Genomic DNA, 18,891 nt, shown 5'->3' with positions numbered 1-18,891 from the left:
CGCCCGTTGGTTTTGCTGCAAGTTGCTGGTTTTTGATCAGCCTTCTTCCTCGACGAAGACCTCGTCGCGCTTCTTGCGAACTGCCGGCAGCAGCACGACGATCAGCACGCCCGCGGCTATCGCCAGCAGCAGGGCGCTGATCGGGCGGGTAACGAAGGTCGTCGGGTCGCCGCGCGACAGGATCATGGCTCGGCGCAGGTTTTCCTCGAGCAGCGGTCCGAGCACGAAGCCGAGCAGCAGCGGCGCCGGCTCGCAGCGCAGCTTGACCAGCACGTAGCCGATGAAGCCGAAGAAGGCGACGGCATAGAGGTCGAAGACGTTGGAGTTGACGCTGTAGACGCCGATGGCACAGAACGCCATGATGATCGGGAACAGCACGTAGTAGGGCACCGTCAAAAGCTTCACCCACAGGCCGATCAGCGGCAGGTTGAGGATGATCAGCATCAGATTGCCGATCCACATCGAGGCGATGATGCCCCAGAACAGCGCCGGCTGCTCGGTAGCCACGTTGGGGCCGGGCACGATGCCCTGGATGATCATCGCACCGATCATCAGCGCCATGACGGGGTTGGCCGGGATGCCGAGCGTCAGCATCGGGATGAACGAGGTCTGGGCACCGGCATTGTTGGCCGATTCCGGACCGGCGACGCCGGCGACCGCACCCTTGCCGAACTCTGCCGGGTTCTTGGAGACGCGCTTCTCCACCGTGTAGGAGGCAAACGCCGCAAGGATCGCGCCGCCGCCGGGCAGGATGCCGAGTGCGGAGCCGATTGCCGTGCCGCGCAGGATGGGTGCTGCCATCGCCTTGAAGTCCTCGCGTGTCGGCATCAGGCCTGACACCTTGGCCATCAGCACTTCGCGGGTCTTTTCGCTTTCGAGGTTGCGCAGGATCTCGGCGATTCCGAAAACGCCGACGGCGACCGCGACGAAGTTGAGCCCGTCGGCATATTCGCGGATGCCCAGCGTGAAGCGTGGCGTTCCGGTGTAGATGTCGGTGCCGACGAGGCCGAGCAGCAGGCCGAGAACGACCATCGCCAGTGCCTTGACGATCGAGCCATGGGCAAGGGCGATGGATGAGACCAGGCCGACGACCATCAGCGAGAAGTATTCGGCGGCACCGAACTGCAGCGCGATCGCCGTCAGTGGCGGCGCGAAGATGGCAACCAGGAAGGTCGACACCGTGCCGGCGAAGAACGAGCCGATGGCGGCGATCGCCAGAGCCGCGCCTGCACGTCCTTTTCGTGCCATCTGGTAGCCGTCGATCGCGGTGACGGCGGACGAGGATTCGCCCGGCATGTTGATCAGGATAGCCGTGGTCGAGCCGCCATACTGCGCGCCGTAATAGATGCCGGCGAGCATGATCAGCGAGGAGACTGGGTCGCCGATCTGGAAGGTGATCGGCAACAGCATGGCGATCGTTGCGGTGGCGCCGATGCCGGGCAGCACGCCGATGAGCGTGCCGAGCAGCACGCCGATCAGGCAGAAGCCGAGATTGTAGAGCGTCGAGGCGGTCGAGAAGCCAAGCGCGAGATTGTCGAAGAGTTCCATCTCATCCCCCCTCAGAACGGCAGCCAGGGGCCGAAGCGCTGGAATGGCAGGCCGAGTGCGTAGCTGAACACGACGACCGAAAACAGAGTCACGCCGGCGGCGAGCAAGACAGCAGCCAGCGGCTTCATCCGGGTCGAGGCGAAGGCAGCGATCAGGCAGGTGATGAAGATCGACGGCACGAAGCCGAGGCCGCGCACGGTGAGGCCGAAGAATACCGGCGCAGGCAGGATGAAGGCCAAGCCGCGCCAGGCGATCGGGCCGATCGGCTCGCCGGCGATGCGGGTGGCCTGGACGATGACGATGCCCCCGAGCAGGATCAGTACCAGAGCAAGCACGAGCGGGAAGTAACCCGGTCCCATGCGGAAGGTGGTGCCGAGGTCGAGGCCGAGCGCCTGGATGGCGAAGAAGGCGCCGGTTGCGACGAAGATCGCGCCGCAGGCTCCATTGGTTGGGTCGATGGCGAGGTTTTTCATGCGAGGCCTCTGCTGGCGCCTGACGTTCTGTGGCTGCCTTGTTCTGTTCCCCGTCCGCCTGCCTTGGCCTGGTCACGCCGGAGGGCGACAAGGGAGCATCGAACGCGCGCATGATCGCGCGGCGTCGGCAATTGGCAAGGGGGTGCAGCGAATGGGCTTCTCCGTCGGGAGAAGGGGCAGCCGGAGAAGGGCCGCGCCGGAGCGCGGCCCGGGTCGTGGCTTAGTCGGCGAACTGGCCGGCAGCCTCGATGATCGGCTTCCAGCGCGCGATTTCGCCTTCGAGCTTGGCCTTCAGTGCTGCCGGGGTCGCGTCCGCCTCTGACGACGGGATGGTGCCGAGCTCGGCGAAGCGGGCAACGACGTTGGGGTCCTTGAGGGCCACCTGCAGCGACTTCGACAGGCGTTCGGTCACCTCGGCAGGTGTGCCCTTGGGTGCGTAGACGCCGTGCCAGATGCCGACTTCCATGCCCTCAAGACCGCCTTCTTTGGTGGTCGGCACGTCCTTCAGCACGTCGAGGCGGGCAGGCGAGGTGACGGCATAGGCCTTGATCGTGCCGGCCTGGATCTGCTTGGTGGTGTTGGTGGTCTGGTCGCACATGATGTCGACCTGGCCGCCGAGCAGATCGGTCATGGCAGGGCCGGTACCCTTGTAGGGTACGGTGACCAGTGGCGTGCCGATGGCGCTCATGAACAGCATGCCGCACAGATGGGATGCTGCACCGATGCCGGCGTTGGCGACGGTGACGGTGTCCTTGTTGGCCTTGGCGTATTCGACGAGACCCTTGAGGTCGGTCGGCGCGAGGTCCTTCTTGGCGACGATGGTCATCGGCACTTCGGTGACCAGGCCGACATACTCGAAGGCGTTCAGCGTGTCATAGGCGAGCTTGCGGTACAGCGTTGCACTGGTGGCCATGCCGATGTGGTGCAGCAGCAGCGTGTAGCCATCCGGATCGGCGGAGGCGACGCGGCCGGCGCCGAGCGTGCCGCCGGCACCGCCGACGTTTTCGACGATGACCTGCTGGCCGAGGTCCTTGGACATCGATTCAGCGACGAGACGGGTGACGGTGTCGGTCGGGCCGCCGGCGGCGAAGGGCACGACGACGGTGATGGTGCGTTCGGGATAGCCCGCGGCATTGGCAGCAAGCGGGAAAATGGCAACGGCGGCTGCCGTCGCCAGCGAGGCGATAAGTTTCTTCACAGAATCCTCCCAGATATCGGAACTCGACCTCCGCCTTGACCACAGCTCCTCCGGGGCCGGCGTTGGATGGCCGATTGGGCGGCAGCCGGAGCCGTTCCGCAATGTCACGCGACCACGGTTGACGCCTAAAATGCCGTGTCGACGTCGATGATGGGTGGAAAAGGTAACATCGGCCTTTCCCGGTGTGTGGAATTCCACACACCAAGCGGCCGCTACTGCTCGGAGGCATCCGCCATGCCGACCTGATTCTTGTCGAGACCGTAGCGCTGCATCTTCTCGTAGAGCGTCTTGCGCGAGATGCCGAGCTGCTCGTAGACCGGCTTGAGGCTGCCGCCATGAGCGACGAGGGCGGCCTGGATGACGTTCTTCTCGAAGCTGGCGACGCGCTCGGCCAGGCGCTCGTCGCTGTCGCTGGAGCCCTCTTCGGTGGACTGCAGCCCGAGGCCGAGCACGAAACGGTCAGCGGCGTTGCGCAATTCGCGCACATTGCCGGGCCAGTCGCGCCGGGCGATGTCGGCGACGATGCGGGGCGGCACCTCCATCGCATCGCGGCGGTAGCGCCCGGTTGCTTCGCGCACCAGCTGCAGGAAAAGCAGCGGCACGTCCTCGCGGCGCGCCGTGAGCGCGGGCATGCGCAAGGTCACGACGTTGAGCCGGTAGAGCAGGTCGGCGCGGAAGCGTCCGGCAGCAACCTCGGCGTCGAGGTCGGCCTTGCTGGTGGCGATGAAGCGCACGTCGAGCGGTATCGGCTCGTTGGAGCCGAGGCGAAAGATGATGCGGTCCTGGATGACGCGCAACAGCTTGGCCTGCAGGTCTGCCGGCATCGAGCCGATCTCGTCGAGAAGCACCGTGCCGCCACGGGCATGCTCGAACTTTCCGTAGCGTGGGCGCAGCGCGCCGGGGAAGGCGCCGGCCTCGTGACCGAACAGCTCGCTCTCGATCAGGGTTTCGGGCAGGGCGGCACAATTGATGGCGACGAAGGGTTTGGTGGCGCGGCTGCTGATGTCGTGCAGCGCACGCGCCGCCACTTCCTTGCCGGTGCCGGTGTCGCCGATGATCAGCGCGTCGGCATCGGTTCCGGCAATGGCGCGCAGCTTGTAGCGCAACTCGACCATGATGTTGCTGCGCCCGGGCAGGCGGGCCTCGAGGTCGTCGTTCTTGCCGGCTGCGGCGCGCAGCTCCCGGTTCTCGAGTACGAGCTTGCGCCGGTCGATGGCGCGCGCCGCCATTTCGGCAATGTGCTGGGAGGTGAAGGGTTTCTCGATGAAGTCGTAGGCGCCCTCGCGCATGGCGCGCACGGCAAGCTGGACGTCGCCATGGCCGGTGACCAGGATGACGGGAATGTCGGCGTCGACCTCGTGGATGCGTCCCATCAGCGTCATGCCGTCCATTCCAGGCATGCGGATGTCCGAGACGACGACGCCGTTGAAGCCCTGGGTGATGAAGTCGAGGGCGCGCTCGCCGCTGGGGCTGTCCTGGACGGCGAGGCCGGCGAGGTCGAGCGACTGCGCGGTCGATCGGCGCAGCTCGTCCTCGTCGTCGACCAGAAGCACGACCGGCGGCTTCATTCCGCGGCCTCGCGCATGGCGGAGCGCATCGCATCGAGCTCGATCGTGAACAAGGCCCCGCCCTCAGCATGATTCATGACACCAAGACTCCCACCGAAGTCTTTGACGATATTGTATGAAATCGACAGCCCGAGGCCAAGGCCCTTGCCCACGCCCTTGGTCGAGAAGAACGGGTCGAAGATGCGTTCGGCGATGGCCTTGGGCACGCCGGGTCCATGGTCGCGTACAGTGATGGTGACCTTGCCGGCCTTGCGCCTGGCCATCAGTTCGATGCGGCGGTCGGGCAGGCCTTCGACGGCGTCGGCGGCATTGGTGACGATGTTGACCAGTACCTGCTGCAGGCGCACCGACCCTGCCTTGACTGTCAACGGGCTCGGCCCGAGGTCGACGGACAGTGTCGCATCCGCTGCCTTGAGCCGCCAGCCGACGATTTCCTGGGTGTCGTGGACGACCTCCTGCAGCGACACCGGGCCGAGCTTCTGGTTCGGCTTGCGGGCGAAATTGCGCAGATGCCTGCTGATCGAGGCCATGCGGTCGGTGAGGCTCGAAATACGCGAAACGTTGTCGCGGGCCTCGGCGACGCGCTCGCGGTCGATCAGGATCGCGGCATTGTCGGCATAGGTCTTCACCGCAGCCAACGGCTGGTTGAATTCGTGCGACAGTGCCGCCGACATCTGGCCGAGGGCCGCGAGCTTGCCTGCCTGGATGAGGTCGGCCTGGGTCTGACGCAACTGTTGCTCGGTGGCGCGGCGCTCGGCGACCTCCGTTTCCAGCCGTGTGTTGACCAGTGCCAGGTCGGCTGTGCGCTCATCGACGCGGCGTTCGAGCTCCTGTTGCGCCGACTGCTGCATCTGCATGCGTTCGGCGAGCCGAGCACGGCGCTGCAGGACGATGGCACCGGCGAGTGCCGCTAGGCCGAGCGCCAGCAGGGCAAGCACGACAGCCGTCAGCGACTGGGCGCGCGCGGAACCCGTGTCGGCCAGCACATGCACCGTCCAGCCAGCCTCGGGCATCTCCTCTGCAACCTCAAGGAACTCGCGGGTGTTGCCGCGTTCGCTTATCGCCAGCAATTCGCGGCCGTCGGCCATGAAGCGCGACACGGGCAGGTTGCGCAGGATCGCATCGGAATAGCGACGCGAGGCGGTGGTGCGCGCCAGCATCTCTGAAGTCAGCGGCTTCATGCTCGAATAGAGCCAGAGCGGGCGGCTGCTCATGAAGATGATGCCTTCGGGGTCTGTAACCGTCAGCTCGAAGTCTCCGCCGCGCCAGGAGGCCTCGATCTCCTCGATATGGACCTTGAGCACGACGACGCCAGCGACGCGCTCGCCGAGTATTACCGGCGCCGAGAAGTAGTAGCCGCGCATATTGGACATGACACCGAGCGCAAAGAAGCGGCCGATGCCGCCGCGGATGGCATCCTGGTAGTAGGGGCGGTAGGAATAGTTCTCGCCGACGAAGGTGGTGGGCAGGTCGTAATTGCTGGCCGAGATCGTGTCGCCGCCCGGCTTGATCAGATAGATGTCGGACGATTCGAGCAGACCGTTGATCGACTTGAGGTAGCGGTTGGCCACGTCGCGCAGCGCCTGGTCGTCGGGCGAGGCGAGCAGCAGCTGGATGTCGTCATTGTCGGCGATCAGCTGCGGCAGCGACTTGTAGCGGCTGATCTGGCCGGTGAGAGCCGAGACGGCAAGCCGGAGCGTCGTCTGTCCACGCGCCTCGGCTTCGTCCATGTAGGCGCGCGTGGCGAGCCGGCCGCCCAGCACCACGATCGCAAGCGCCAGCGCTGCCAGGGCAAGCCCCGGCCACAACAAGCGGCGACCGTTAAGAAAATGCTGCATGACGCGGCCCGAACCGTTTCTGCCGCCAAGTATAGCGGGGCGGTGATGCCGCACAACCAAGGCTCTGTTTTCCGTCGCGGCTTTCGCTACAGTCGTTGCGAAAGAACACAGGATTCCTTGCAATGCCCAACACGACCGCCTTCGCCAAGCCGCGCCCCTGGACCGAGACCGCACCTGAGCTGGTCGACGTCGCGATGGGCCGCAAGCCAGCCGACCTCGTCATCCGCAACGGCCGCTGGGTGAACGTGCATTCGGGCGAGATCATTGCGGGTACCGACCTGGCAATAGTTGCCGGGCGCTTCGCCTATTGCGGGCCGAACGCCAGCCACGCCATCGGCCAGGGCACCAAGGTCGTCGATGCCGGCGGGCGCTATCTCGTGCCCGGCCTGTGCGACGCGCATATGCATGTCGAGAGCGGCATGGTGACCGTTACTGAATTCTCCCGCGCGGTCATCCCGCATGGCACCACCTCGATGTTCATCGACCCGCACGAGATCGCCAATGTGCTCGGCCTCAAAGGCGTCAGGCTGATGCATGACGAGGCGCTCGCCATGCCGATCAACGTCCATGTGCAGATGCCGTCCTGCGTGCCGTCGGCGCCGGGGCTGGAAAATGCCGGTGCGGTGCTGACCGTCGAGGACGTTGCCGAGGCGATGACCTGGGAGAACATCATCGGCCTCGGCGAAGTGATGAATTTTCCCGGCGTCGCCGCCAACAATCCGGTCATGTCAGGCGAAATTGCCGAGACCGTGAAGGCCGGCAAGACCGTTGGCGGCCACTATGCCTCGCCCGACCTCGGCCTGCCGTTCCACGGCTATGTCGCCGGCGGGCCAGAGGACGACCATGAGGGCACCCGCGCCGAGGACGCGATCGCACGCGTCCGTCAGGGCATGAAGGCGATGCTCCGTCTCGGCTCTGCATGGTACGACGTTGCCAGGCAGATCAAGGCGGTGACCGAGATGGGCATCGACCCGCGCAACTTCATCCTCTGCACGGACGACAGCCATTCCGGCACGCTCGTTCATGACGGGCACATGGACCGCGTCGTTCGCCACGCCATCCAGCAGGGCCTGACGCCGGTGACGGCGATACAGATGGCGACGATCAACACCGCCCAGCATTTCCGCCTCGAGCGCGAGATCGGTTCGATCGCGCCGGGCAGGCTGGCCGACGTGCTGATCGTTTCGGATCTGGCCGAGATGAAGATCGACGAGGTCTATGCCCGCGGCGTACGTGTCGCCAAGGCCGGCAAGCTCGACATCGACATTCCGGCCTATGCCTATCCCACTGAGGCCAAGAACACGGTCAAGCTTGGCAAGCAGCTCGGCGCGCTCGATTTCGACATCAAGGCGCCGGAAGGCGCCAATGAGGTCCGCGTGCGCGTCATCGGCGTCATCGAGAACCAGGCGCCGACGCGTGCGCTGGAGGCCGACCTGCCGGTCGAGGACGGGCTTGTCGGCATGGACCGCCGCAACGACGTCTGCCAGATCGCGCTCGTCGAGCGCCATCGGTCCACCGGGCAGGTGACCAACGCCTTCGTCTCGGGCTTCGGCTACATGAAGGACTGCGCGCTGGCGTCGACTGTCGCCCATGACAGCCACCACATGATCGTCGTCGGCACCAACAAGGCCGACATGGCGCTTGCCGCCAACCGGCTCGGGCAGGTCGGCGGCGGCGTGGTGCTGTTCTCCCAGGGCAAGGAGCTGGCGTTGGTCGAGATGCCGATCGCCGGCCTGATGTCGGACGAGCGCGCCGAGATCGTCGCCGCCAAAGCCGACAAGCTTGTGCAGGCGATGCGCGACATGGGCTGCAGCCTCAACAACGCCTACATGCAGCACTCGCTGCTGGCGCTGGTGGTGATCCCCGAACTGCGTATCTCTGATGTCGGCCTGGTCGACGTCAGGACGTTTGAGAAGGTCGACCTGTTTCTCTGACAGGAGCACAAGGTGAAGAGCAAGGGGGACCTGAAATCCAGGCCTTTGCTCGCCTTTCAGTCAGTCCGTCTCCGGAAAATGCTGATAATGCGCGCCGGTGATGCCGGCGGCATCCAGGGCGGCTTTCAGCGCCTCGCTGATTGCCGGCGTCGGCATCACGATGAACTTGTCGATCCAGACATGATGGTTGCCGATCTGTGACCGGTTGAAGACAAGTTCATTCTTGCTGCCGTCCAGGAACCAGACATTGCGAAACTCGAATGTCGTTTTCGCGCGATCGACGGTGTCGAGGCGATTGCAGGGAACGAACCAGAAGCGGTCCGCGGCATGACTGCCATCATTCCATACATACTCGATGGGAAAGAACTGATGGACACCAGGTTCGAGACTTTCGATGACGTCCTTGACCTTCGCGCTCACAGTCAAGACGAAGGCGTCGTAGATATCCGGAATCGGCCGCTTTGGTCCTGTGAGCTCGATTGTCGTAGGAATGTATGTCGCCTCGACCGGCCGCCCATAATACGAGTACCCGGGTCGAATTCGAATGCCGACATCCCGACTGAGATCAGCAGCTTGTATCTTGCTGACGTCGCCATCCAATGCGCGGTAAACGTAGCTGTAGACTTCTTTGTTCTCGTGACTGAGAAAATAGACCATGCAACACTCTTGCCTGTCGGCCGGCTCCCGAGTCTTGGAGATACCGTTCGCCGACGTTTTGCGACATCATGGAACTGGTATTCAGTCCGTCTCCGGAAAGGGCTGATAATGCGCGCCGGTGACGCCAGCAGCTTCCAGTGAGGCTTTCAACACCTCGCTGATTGCCGGCGTCGGCATCACGATGAACTTGTCGATCCAGACATGATGGGCGCCGATCTGCGATCGATTGAAGACAAGTTCTTTCTTGCTGCCATCCAGGAACCAGACGTTGCGAAACTCGAACGTCGTCTTGGCGCGATCGACCGTGTCCAGGCGATTGCAGGGAACGAACCAGAATCGTTCGGCGGCATGATTGCCATCTTCCCATACAAGCTCGATGGGAAAGAACTGATGGGCATCAGGTTCGAAACGTTCGATGACGTGCTTGACCTTCGCGCTGACAAGCAAAGCGTAGGCGTTGTAGAGATCCGGAATCTGCCGCTTGGGCCCTGAGAGTTCGATTGTGGTGGGGAGATACGTCGCCTCGATCGGTCGGCCACAATACACGTAGTTGGGCCGAATTCGGACGCCGACATCCCGCGTCGGATCAACGGGTCGTATCTTGTTAACGTCGCCATCCAAGGCCTGGGAAGTATAGGCGTAAAGCTCGTCGTTCTTGTGGCTGAGGAAGTAGACCATACCAACCCCGAAATTCGATTTTCCGCCACTATCGAAATATTTCAGAGGTATTTTCAATCGGATAAACGAGGGCAGTAAGATTTCGCGGAACGAAATAAAAAAAGGGGCGCTTGGCGGCCCCTTTTTTCTTGTTCGCATAACTGTCGAATCTACTGAAGCCCGCCGCCGAGCATGTTGATGCGGTCGGTGACCTCGCGGTCGCTGGCAAAGCCGTCGTCGGCGCGCAGGCGCTGACCGAGCAGCTTCACCATCTGCGGGTTGTCGGCGAATTTGGTGTGGTTGAAGCTGTCCGCGCCCTTGGCATCCGACAGGTCGACGACGATAACGCCGTATTCGGCGAGGTCGGCGGCGTTCTTGTAATCGCCGAGGCGCGGCTTGGAGCCGGCCAGGATGCCCGACAGCTTGAGTGCGCGGTCGTCGCCCGAGGTCATCAGGAAGAACGGCTTGGTCGGCTTGCCGTAGCGGCGCATCTGCGCCTTGAACACGTCGACGTCGATGTCGGGCGAGGCGAGAACCACGTCGCCGAGCTTGCCGCCAAGGTCACGGTCGCCGGTGAGTGCCAGCTGGCGCAGCGCTTCCATGGTCACCCAGGTGCCCATCGAATGCGCGACGATGTCGATGCGGCGCGCACCCGACTGGGCGAGCATGCGCAAAGTCACCTCGAGCTGGTCACGTGCGGCCGCAGCACTTTCCCTGTCATAGACATAGTCGGTCGTGCTGCCGCCGGACGCCCAGGAAAACAATACCGGCGTGCCGGTATAGCCCGAGTCATGCGCGATCTGGGTAGCGCGATAGACACCGGCGTCGAAGGATGTGTTGTAGCCGTGCACGAACAGCATGGCGCGGCCGCCACGCGCGGCGATGTCGGCACTCAGCGCCTTGGAGAACTCGGGCTGCGTCTGGTAGCCGACCGCGTTGGTGGCGGTGAAGAATTTGGTCGGATCCGGGTCCTTGCGGCCGCGCAGCTCGATCTGGCCGGTCTTGTGGACCTTGGGAACGGTCACGTCGACGCGGGCGAAGTTCAGCGTCGCCGAACGGTCGCGGTCGAAGACCTCCTTGTTGTCGGCGGCATACTGGCGCGTCGAGGCGACGAAGATCGCATGGTTGCCGGCGATCTCCTGGACCGGGACATTGACCACGGCACCCGTCAAAAGCGCGCCGGACGGCTGCCCGACGCAACCGGACAACAGGAGGGCGGCGATGACAAGGCAGTATTTCGACGGCGACACTTTGGCGATCTCTCTGACGGGCAGTGCATTCAGCATGCCTTCCTCCCGACCGGCTGATAGTGGCGGAAGTAAGTCGGGTCCAGCCGAAAGTAACAGCTTCGGCGGAAGTCGGTGGAGGAGTGTTGCCGGATTGCCGAAATTGTGGCGGAAACAAGGGCTTCCGCACCAGAGTTCACAGAGTTAGCGACCCCAGAAAGTTGGCGTGAAGATCACCAGAACGGCCAGGATCTCGAGACGGCCGAGCAGCATCGCCGCCGAGCAGATCCACTTGGCGGCATCGGGCAGCGAGGCGAAGTTGCCGACCGGACCGATGATCGGGCCGAGGCCGGGGCCGACATTGGTGAGGGCGGTAAGCACGCCCGTCATCGACGTCACGAGATCGAGGCCGGTGGCTGCCATCAGGATCGTCCCGATGCCCCAGATGACGAAGAAGGACGCGATGAACAGGACCACCGCGCTTTGCATTTCAGGTGGCACGGAGCGGTCGCCATAGCGCACCGGCGTCACCGTATTGGGATAGATCAGGCGGCGCAGGCCGTTGGCCAGAAGTTCGAACAGGATCAGGAAACGGTAGGCCTTGATACCGCCGGTGGTGGAGCCGGAGCAGCCGCCGAGAAAGGTGGCGACGAAAATGCAGGCGACGGCAAACGGCCCCCAGAGCGTGTAGTCGTCGGAAGCGAATCCGGTCGTCGAGATGATCGACATGAAGTTGAAGGCGGTGTGGCTGAGGGTCATGAAGAACGGCATGCCGGTGCGGACGCTGAGATAGACCGCGACCGCCACCGCAAAGACGACGCAATAGCCGGCAAAGATCCGGATCTGCGGGTCGCGCAGCGCGTCGAGCCGGCCGCGAACGGCAAACAGGATCATGATCGAAAACGGCAGCGAGCCGATGAACATGAAGGTGGTTCCGATCCACAGGATCGCAGGCTCGCCAGCATAACGCATGAAGGACGTGTCGCTGGTCGACATGCCGCCCGTGGCAAGCGTTGCCATGGCGTGATTGACTGCATCGAAGCCAGTCATACCTGCGGCAGCGTAGGCGAAAGCGCAGGTGACGACGAGCGTGGTGTAGATGCCGATCAGGCTGACCGTGAAGGTCTGGAACCGCTCGAAGGGGCGGTCTTCAATGTCGGAGGATTCGATCTTGAAGTAGGAAACGCCGCCGATATTGAGGAACGGCAGCAGGAACAGGCCGAGCGCAATGACGCCGAGGCCGCCCATGTAGTTGAGCAGCGAGCGCCAGATCAGAACGCCTGGAGGCGCGGTGTCGAGCCCGCTGATGACGGTCGAGCCTGTCGTGGTAATGCCCGAGACCGATTCAAAAAAGGCGTCTGTGACGCTGAGCTGCAGTGACGACGTCATGAACGGCACGGCCCCGGCGATCGCCAGCGTGAGCCAGAGGAAATTGACCAGCAGGAAACCGAAGCGGGTGTTGGCGGGAGGCGTGCGCCCCTGTGTCGCCAGCGCGATCGCCAGCGACAGGCCGCCCATGAACAAGGCGGTGAAGGCGAAGGAGCGCCAGTCGTCATTGCCGTAATAGAGGTCGACGGCCGCCGGAAGGAGCATTGCAACGGACAGGTAGATGGCAAAGACGGCTGCGATGTGGATCGCGGCGCGGACGGCAATTCTGTTCACCGAGACGTATCCCCAAATGTATCGCGGCGAGCCAATCTGTCGGCCTGGACCTGGCGGCGGGAGCCGGACAGTGGCTTCACGGCGCCGAATATGCAATAGCGCGGGGACGCGGGCCACAGCATTTGCCCGGTCGATTTCAGGAGTGCCTTAGCCATGACCAGTTTTGCCGAAAGGGTTTCGCTGGCAGCCGGGGCGGTGAGGCAGCTGTTTCCCGAGACACCGCTGCAGGAGAACGACTATCTCTCGCGCAAGACTGGCGCGCGCGTGCTGTTGAAGCGCGAAGACCTGACCCCGGTGCGATCCTACAAGATTCGCGGCGCGTTGAACTTCTTCCGCAAGACGCTCGCCGCCGGCAACGAGGCGGAGCTGTTCGTCTGTGCGTCGGCCGGCAATCACGCCCAGGGTTTTGCCTTCGTCTGCCGGCATTTCGGCAAGAGGGGCGTGGTGTTCATGCCCGTGACGACGCCGCAGCAGAAGATCGACAAGACGCGGCTTTTCGGCGGCGAGTTCGTCGAGATCAAGCTTGTCGGCGACTTCTTCGACGACTGCTATCGCGCTGCCCTGGAGTTCTGCGAAAGCTCGGGCGGCCACATGGTGCCGCCTTTCGACCACAAGGATATCATCGAGGGCCAGGCGACGGTCGCACTCGAGATCGCGGCCCAGATGCCAAACGGGCGTGCGCCCGACATGGTGCTGCTGCCGGTCGGCGGCGGCGGATTGTCCGCCGGGGTGACGCGATATTTCGCCGAGATCGGCGCCAATCCACGGTTCGTCTTCTGCGAGCCGGCGGGTGCGCCCAGCCTGCGCGACAGCCTCGCTACCGGCAAACGGGTCAAGCTCGCCAAGGTCGACAATTTCGTCGACGGTGCTGCCGTCGGCGAGCTCGGTCGCGAGCCGCTGCGCCTGCTGAAGGATTTTCCGGCCGACAGCGTCCATCTGGTTCCGGAGAACCGCCTCTGCGCCACGATGATCGAGATGCTCAATATCGAGGGCGTGGTGCTGGAGCCGGCGGGCGCCTTGGCGATCGACACGCTCAAGGACTTTTCCAAGAAAGAGCTCAAGGGCAAGACCGTGGTGGCCGTGGTTTCGGGCGGCAATTTCGACTTCGAGCGGCTGCCTGACGTCAAGGAGCGTGCGCTGCGCTTTGAAGGACTGAAGAAGTACTTCATCATCCGCTTTCCCCAGCGCCCCGGCGCGCTGCGTGATTTCCTCGAACTCATGGGCCCGGACGACGACATCACGCGTTTCGAATATCTCAAGAAGTCGGCACGCAATTTCGGCTCGGTGCTGATCGGCATCGAAACCAAGGACCGGCGCAACTTCGACCTGCTCAAGGCGCGTTTCGATGTCGAGGGCGTGCAGTACCAGGACATCACCGACAACGAGACGCTGGGCGGCTTCATCATATGAGTGTGTTCGTCGCGCTGTTTTCCGGCATCAATGTCGGCGGCAATCGCATCGTCAGGATGGCTGAACTCAGGACATTCTTCGAAGAGCTCGGCTTTGCCGACGTCGCGACCTACATCCAGAGCGGCAACGTGGTGTTCGGAGCCGAGGATTCCGACGCCGGTCCACTGACCGAACGCATCGAGGCGGCGTTCGACAAGCGCTGGGGCTTTCGCTCGCGGATCATGGTGCGCGACCTCGGCTGGCTCGAGGCGCTGGTGGCAAGAAATCCTTATCCCGAAGTGGCAGATGATCCGACCAGGCTGCATGCGAGCGCGCTGGAGCGTGAGCCGACCGCCGAAGAGATCGCGCGGCTGGCGGAGCGCTGCACCGGTCCTGAAAGCTTCGCGGTCAAGGGCGACGTCCTCTACCTTCACGCCCCCGATGGTCTCGGCAAGTCAAAGTTCGCCGAGGTGCTGCCGCGCACCTTGAAGGTGCCGGGCACGATGCGCAACTGGCGCACCGTGCTGACCTTGCTCGACATGGCCCGGAAGGCCTGAGCCGCCCCGGCGTGTCCTGCTGTCGAAACCGATCCCGGTTTCGGGCTGGCGCTGTTACCAGCTGCCGATATTGGGCATCGACAGCCAGGGTTCCGCCGGTGTCTGGCGCTCACCCTTCTGCAGCAGTTCGATCGAGATGCCGTCGGGCGACTTGATGAAGGCCATGTTGCCGTCGCGCGGCGGGCGATTGATGGTGACACCCTTGTTCATCAGGTCCTGGCAGGTGGCGTAGATGTCGTCGACCTCATAAGCGAGGTGGCCGAAATTGCGGCCGCCCTGATAGTCTTCCGTGTCCCAGTTGAAAGTCAGTTCGAGCAGCGGCGTCTGGCGCTCGCTGCCGGCGCCGACGTCTTCGTCGGCGGCGAGGAAGATCAGCGTGTAGCGACCCTTTTCGTTGGTGGAGCGACGGATCTCCTTCATGCCGAACTTGTTGCAGTAGAAGTCCAGTGAGGCGTCGACGTCTTTGACGCGGACCATGGTGTGCAGATAGCGCATCGCTGTTCCTTGGGTTGGGGTTCGGCGCGATACATAGGGCGCGGCCCGCACGCTCGGCAACCATGGCAGTGCGTTTTCTGCGGAACTGGCGCGAAGCTTGTGGCTATCCGGGGGGCAAGTCGAAAAATGGCCGGACGGCCCTTGCGTAAGACCAAAACGGAAGTGTTAATCTTATCTCAAGAATCAGTAATGGCGTTTGCAAGGAAAGGGGGCGTTCTGATGGGGGAAAAGGCCTCTCTCGTGGTGCAGAACGGCACTGGCCGTGACGCTTTCGAGCTCGACGACAGCCACGACGGTGTCGGTCTGGTCGAGCTTTCGGGCGCCATCAAATGGTTTGACGTGGCCAAGGGCTACGGCTTCATTCTTCCCGACAATGGAATTGGCAGCGACGTGCTGCTGCATGTCACCTGCCTGCGCCGCGACGGCTTCCAGACAGCGCTTGAAGGCGCCCGCGTCGTTTGCCTCGTCAAGCAGGGCGACCGCGGTCTGCAGGCCTTCCGCGTGCTCTCCATCGACAATTCGACTGCGGTGCACCCTGCGGAAATGCAGGAGCAGCGCACCCATGTCTCGGTCACGCCCGAAAGCGGGCTCGAGCGCGCGCTGGTCAAGTGGTTCAACCGAACCAAGGGTTTTGGCTTCCTGACGCGCGGCGAAGGCACCGAGGACATTTTCGTCCACATGGAAACGCTGCGCCGCTTCGGCGTAACCGAGCTTCGTCCGGGGCAGGTGGTGCTGGTTCGTTTCGGCAAGGGCGACAAAGGCCTTATGGCTGCCGAAATTCACCCCGATCTAGGGACCTTGCCGGTTTCGCACTAGGTTTCAGGTGAAGCCGGCCTGCAAATGGCGGCTTTCTGCGCTTCCGGCGCTCACTGACCTGAATGTCAGCTCTGCTCCGGTTCTCGAAATCCACCATTTTCGGATCGGCCTGACCAGAAACGCGAACGCGCCCCGAAGATGGATTTGATGATCACACGTAAATCGCTGCTGGCCGGAGCCCTCGGCGCTGCATTGTTTGCGGCGCCGGCTTTCGTCGTTTCGTTGGTTGCCACCGGGGCCAGCATTGCCCAGGAGGCGATGAAGCTGCCGGTCGATGCCGAGCCACTGATCGCTGCCACCGCCAAGGGCGACGTGCCGTTCCGTATCGAGATTGCCGACGAGCCGGGTGAACGCTCGATGGGACTGATGTTCCGCAAGGACCTTGCCGACGACCAGGGCATGCTGTTTGTGTTCGAGCAGACCCAGCCGGTCGGCTTCTGGATGAAGAACACGCCATTGCCGCTCGACCTGGTCTTTGTCGGTCCCGACGGCAAGGTGCTCGACGTCCTGCCGGGCACGCCGTTTTCGGAAGCGGTCATCGCACCCGACGAGCCGGCGCGCTTCGTGCTCGAACTCAACGCCGGTACGGCAGCCAGGTCAGGCATTGCCGACGGCGTCAGGCTCAGGCATCGCGCAATCACGGCTGCCGCCGGCAATCCGGGCTGACGCCAGACCTGGGCCAAAGACCATTCGGAGCAACGATGGCTAGCGATCATTTTTCCCATGAAGGTTTCAACCTGGCGTTTCTCGACCTGTCGCCGGCGGGCGCCGGCAGCGGCGAGCCGGTGCTGATGATCCATGGCTTTGCCTCCAGCCACTTCGTGAACTGGGTGTCGCCGGGCTGGTTCAAGACGCTGACCGAAGCCGGATACCGCGCCATCGCCTTCGACCATCGCGGCCATGGCGGCTCGACCAAGAGTTACAACGAGGCCGACTACACGCCGCGCAAGATGGCCAGCGACGCGGTGGCCTTACTCGACCATCTCGGCATCGAGCGGGCCCATGTCATGGGCTATTCGATGGGCGCGCGCGTGTCGGCGTTCATGGCGCTGGAGGCGCCCGACCGGGTGGCGACGCTGGTGTTCGGCGGGCTCGGCATCGGCATGGTCGACGGTGTCGGCGACTGGGACCCGATCGCCGCCGCACTGCTGGCTGAGGACCCTGCTACGATCACACAGCCGCGGGCCAGGATGTTCCGCGCCTTCGCCGACCAGACGCGCAGCGACAAAAAGGCACTCGCCGCCTGCATTTCGACCTCACGCGAACTGGTGACCGACAACGACATCAGGCGGATCATGCAGCCGACCTTGGTCGCCGTCGGCACCAAGGACGATATCGCCGGCTCTCCCGAGGAACTGGCACGCCTGATGCCGCATGGCGAAAGCTTCGATATCGAAGGCCGCGACCACATGTTGGCCGTCGGCGACAGGACGTTCAAGAAGCGCGTTCTGGAGTTTTATGCCGAGCACCCGCTCTGAGCGTCAGCCGCCCAGTTTTGTCAGCGAGCGCTCCATGTTGGCTCGTGCTTCGGCTTCGAACCGCGTCACGAAGATGTCGGTATGGAAAATACGAGGCCGCGCCAGGAAATTGCGCAGCACCGCACCGCGACCGGCGCACCAGTCGGTGTCGCTGACCCAGCCATATTCGCGCCTGACGGCGTCTTCATAGGCGTCGAAGATGTCAGCCGGGGCACCGAGGATCGACAGGTCCATGTCGAGCAAAAGGGCTGCGTCGACCTTGGCTGCCGCATCTTCGAAGGCAGGCACCTCATGGCTGGCGGTGGCCTCGATCATCCTGACGATGCCGGCGAGGCGAGCGGCGTCGACCCGCCCATTGAGCCTGTCGGCGGCCAGCGCTGCACTTTGCGCCTCATTGTCCTTGGCGCGGCTGTCATAGATCGCATCATGGAACCAGATCGCCGCCTCGACCGCCTCGGCATCGGCGAACTGGGCGCGGTACTCCGTCAACAGCCCCAGCAAAGCCTCGATGTGGCGGATGCCGTGGTAATGGCGGTGGTCGGCTTGATAGAGGGCGGTCAGTTCCGCCTTGGTGGCGTCGTCGATCAAAGACATGTCACCGCCCCTTGAACACGGGTGTGCGCCGGCCGGCAAAGGCGGCACGGCCCTCGGCATAGTCGTCGCTGAGAAAGGTGGCGTCGCCGGCGGCCCGGGCAAGGGCTGTGTCGCCGGCGTCACGACTCAACACCGCGCGGATGGCAGCCTTGGAGGCGCGCACCGACAGGGGCGCATTCTCGGCAATTGTCCTGCTGATCTCGCCGACGCGGGCATCGAAACGCTCGGGTTCAACGGTTTCGAGCAGGAACCCTGCAGAGAGGGCTGCCTGCGCATCGATGCGGCCGGCGGTGTAGGTGAGATATCTCGCCATCTGCGGCCCGGCGGCCCAGACGATGTCGCCCATCGCGTCCTGCGGGTAGGCGAGGCCAAGGCGTGCCGCGGGCACGGCAAACAGGGCGTCCGGCGTGGCGATGCGCAGGTCGCAGGCCGCCGCCAGGCCGAAGCCGCCGCCGAAGCAGATGCCGCGGATCGCCGCGATGACGGGAATGGCGCTGTTGCGCAGGGCGGCGAAGGCCGCTGAATTGGTCGCCTCATAGGCGCGTGCACTGTCGGCATCGCCGCGCAGTGTATCGAATTCGGAGATGTCGGCGCCGGCGGAAAAGTCCTGGCCCGCGCCGCTGAGGACGATGACACGGATGTCAGGATTGGACGACAACAGGAGGACATGACGGGCCAGGTCGACCCACATCGCCTGGGTGACGGCGTTCTTGCGCGACGGGCGGTTGATGACGATCGTGGCAACGCCACCGGCCGTTGTGACCAGCAAGGGTTCAGTTTCCATGGCGCCTTGAATATCCG

Annotated in this window: 18 protein-coding genes; 6 read left to right on the top strand and 12 right to left on the bottom strand. The window is 63.8% G+C overall.

Annotated features, from left to right (window positions below; all coding sequences use genetic code 11):
- Window positions 1–36: 36 nt before the first annotated feature.
- The 5 genes from SLT36_RS17640 to SLT36_RS17620 all read right to left on the bottom strand — a co-directional run bounded on the left by SLT36_RS17640 (window position 37) and on the right by SLT36_RS17620 (window position 6,625).
- A complete protein-coding gene (locus tag SLT36_RS17640; RefSeq protein ID WP_432283710.1) occupies window positions 37–1,548 on the bottom strand; it encodes a tripartite tricarboxylate transporter permease in 1,512 nt (503 codons plus the stop codon).
- A gap of 11 nt (window positions 1,549–1,559) precedes the next feature.
- Entirely contained in the window at window positions 1,560–2,021 is a 462-nt protein-coding gene (locus tag SLT36_RS17635) for a tripartite tricarboxylate transporter TctB family protein (RefSeq protein WP_432283709.1), read from the bottom strand.
- Window positions 2,022–2,241: 220 nt separating this feature from the next.
- On the bottom strand, window positions 2,242–3,219 hold the full coding sequence (locus tag SLT36_RS17630; RefSeq protein WP_192316006.1) for a tripartite tricarboxylate transporter substrate-binding protein: 978 nt from the start codon (window positions 3,217–3,219) through the stop codon (window positions 2,242–2,244).
- A gap of 212 nt (window positions 3,220–3,431) precedes the next feature.
- A complete protein-coding gene (locus SLT36_RS17625; protein WP_432283708.1) occupies window positions 3,432–4,787 on the bottom strand; it encodes a sigma-54-dependent transcriptional regulator in 1,356 nt (451 codons plus the stop codon).
- Window positions 4,784–6,625 (bottom strand): sensor histidine kinase, encoded by a 1,842-nt coding sequence (locus tag SLT36_RS17620; protein WP_432283707.1) that lies wholly within the window; start codon window positions 6,623–6,625, stop codon window positions 4,784–4,786. The genes SLT36_RS17625 and SLT36_RS17620 overlap by 4 nt, the downstream gene beginning before the upstream one ends.
- Before the next feature lie 122 nt (window positions 6,626–6,747).
- On the opposite strand from SLT36_RS17620, the gene ade reads away from it, so the two are divergent.
- Window positions 6,748–8,559: an adenine deaminase gene (gene ade, locus SLT36_RS17615; RefSeq protein ID WP_432283706.1), complete on the top strand. Its 1,812-nt coding sequence runs from the start codon at window positions 6,748–6,750 to the stop codon at window positions 8,557–8,559.
- Window positions 8,560–8,619: 60 nt separating this feature from the next.
- On the opposite strand, the gene SLT36_RS17610 is transcribed toward ade, so the two are convergent.
- From SLT36_RS17610 to SLT36_RS17595, 4 genes are all read right to left on the bottom strand, one after another.
- A complete protein-coding gene (locus tag SLT36_RS17610; protein WP_432283705.1) occupies window positions 8,620–9,216 on the bottom strand; it encodes an imm11 family protein in 597 nt (198 codons plus the stop codon).
- A gap of 81 nt (window positions 9,217–9,297) precedes the next feature.
- Complete coding sequence (locus SLT36_RS17605; protein WP_432283704.1) at window positions 9,298–9,894, bottom strand: imm11 family protein; 597 nt, start codon at window positions 9,892–9,894, stop codon at window positions 9,298–9,300.
- A gap of 149 nt (window positions 9,895–10,043) precedes the next feature.
- Window positions 10,044–11,159, bottom strand: a complete 1,116-nt coding sequence (locus SLT36_RS17600; RefSeq protein ID WP_432283703.1) for an alpha/beta hydrolase — start codon at window positions 11,157–11,159, stop codon at window positions 10,044–10,046.
- 144 nt (window positions 11,160–11,303) lie between these two features.
- Window positions 11,304–12,761: a TrkH family potassium uptake protein gene (locus SLT36_RS17595; protein WP_432283702.1), complete on the bottom strand. Its 1,458-nt coding sequence runs from the start codon at window positions 12,759–12,761 to the stop codon at window positions 11,304–11,306.
- 153 nt (window positions 12,762–12,914) lie between these two features.
- On the opposite strand from SLT36_RS17595, the gene ilvA reads away from it, so the two are divergent.
- Both ilvA and SLT36_RS17585 read left to right on the top strand, forming a co-directional pair.
- Window positions 12,915–14,171, top strand: a complete 1,257-nt coding sequence (ilvA, locus tag SLT36_RS17590) for a threonine ammonia-lyase IlvA (RefSeq protein WP_432283701.1) — start codon at window positions 12,915–12,917, stop codon at window positions 14,169–14,171.
- Window positions 14,168–14,707, top strand: coding sequence for a DUF1697 domain-containing protein (locus SLT36_RS17585; RefSeq protein ID WP_432283700.1), 540 nt, complete (start codon window positions 14,168–14,170; stop codon window positions 14,705–14,707). The genes ilvA and SLT36_RS17585 overlap by 4 nt, the downstream gene beginning before the upstream one ends.
- A 54-nt stretch (window positions 14,708–14,761) precedes the next feature.
- Here the strand turns inward: SLT36_RS17585 and gloA are convergent, their stop codons facing one another.
- Window positions 14,762–15,202, bottom strand: a complete 441-nt coding sequence (gene gloA, locus SLT36_RS17580; RefSeq protein ID WP_067961516.1) for a lactoylglutathione lyase — start codon at window positions 15,200–15,202, stop codon at window positions 14,762–14,764.
- 219 nt (window positions 15,203–15,421) lie between these two features.
- Between gloA and SLT36_RS17575 the strand changes: the two genes are divergently transcribed.
- From SLT36_RS17575 to SLT36_RS17565, 3 genes are all read left to right on the top strand, one after another.
- Window positions 15,422–16,018 carry a cold-shock protein gene (locus tag SLT36_RS17575; protein ID WP_067961518.1) on the top strand — a complete coding sequence of 199 codons (597 nt, stop codon included), beginning with the start codon at window positions 15,422–15,424 and terminating at the stop codon, window positions 16,016–16,018.
- 147 nt (window positions 16,019–16,165) lie between these two features.
- Complete coding sequence (locus SLT36_RS17570; RefSeq protein WP_432283699.1) at window positions 16,166–16,684, top strand: DUF192 domain-containing protein; 519 nt, start codon at window positions 16,166–16,168, stop codon at window positions 16,682–16,684.
- 35 nt (window positions 16,685–16,719) lie between these two features.
- A complete protein-coding gene (locus SLT36_RS17565) occupies window positions 16,720–17,496 on the top strand; it encodes an alpha/beta fold hydrolase (RefSeq protein ID WP_432283698.1) in 777 nt (258 codons plus the stop codon).
- Window positions 17,497–17,499: 3 nt separating this feature from the next.
- On the opposite strand, the gene SLT36_RS17560 is transcribed toward SLT36_RS17565, so the two are convergent.
- Both SLT36_RS17560 and SLT36_RS17555 read right to left on the bottom strand, forming a co-directional pair.
- Window positions 17,500–18,090 (bottom strand): HD domain-containing protein, encoded by a 591-nt coding sequence (locus tag SLT36_RS17560; protein WP_432283697.1) that lies wholly within the window; start codon window positions 18,088–18,090, stop codon window positions 17,500–17,502.
- 1 nt (window position 18,091) lies between these two features.
- Complete coding sequence (locus SLT36_RS17555) at window positions 18,092–18,874, bottom strand: enoyl-CoA hydratase-related protein (protein ID WP_286290383.1); 783 nt, start codon at window positions 18,872–18,874, stop codon at window positions 18,092–18,094.
- Between the last annotated feature and the right edge of the window lie 17 nt (window positions 18,875–18,891).

The sequence above is a fragment of the Aminobacter sp. BA135 genome, assembly GCF_050859125.1.
Classification (GTDB): Bacteria; Pseudomonadota; Alphaproteobacteria; order Rhizobiales; family Rhizobiaceae; genus Aminobacter; species Aminobacter ciceronei.
This window is presented reverse-complemented; position numbering and strand designations above follow the sequence as displayed.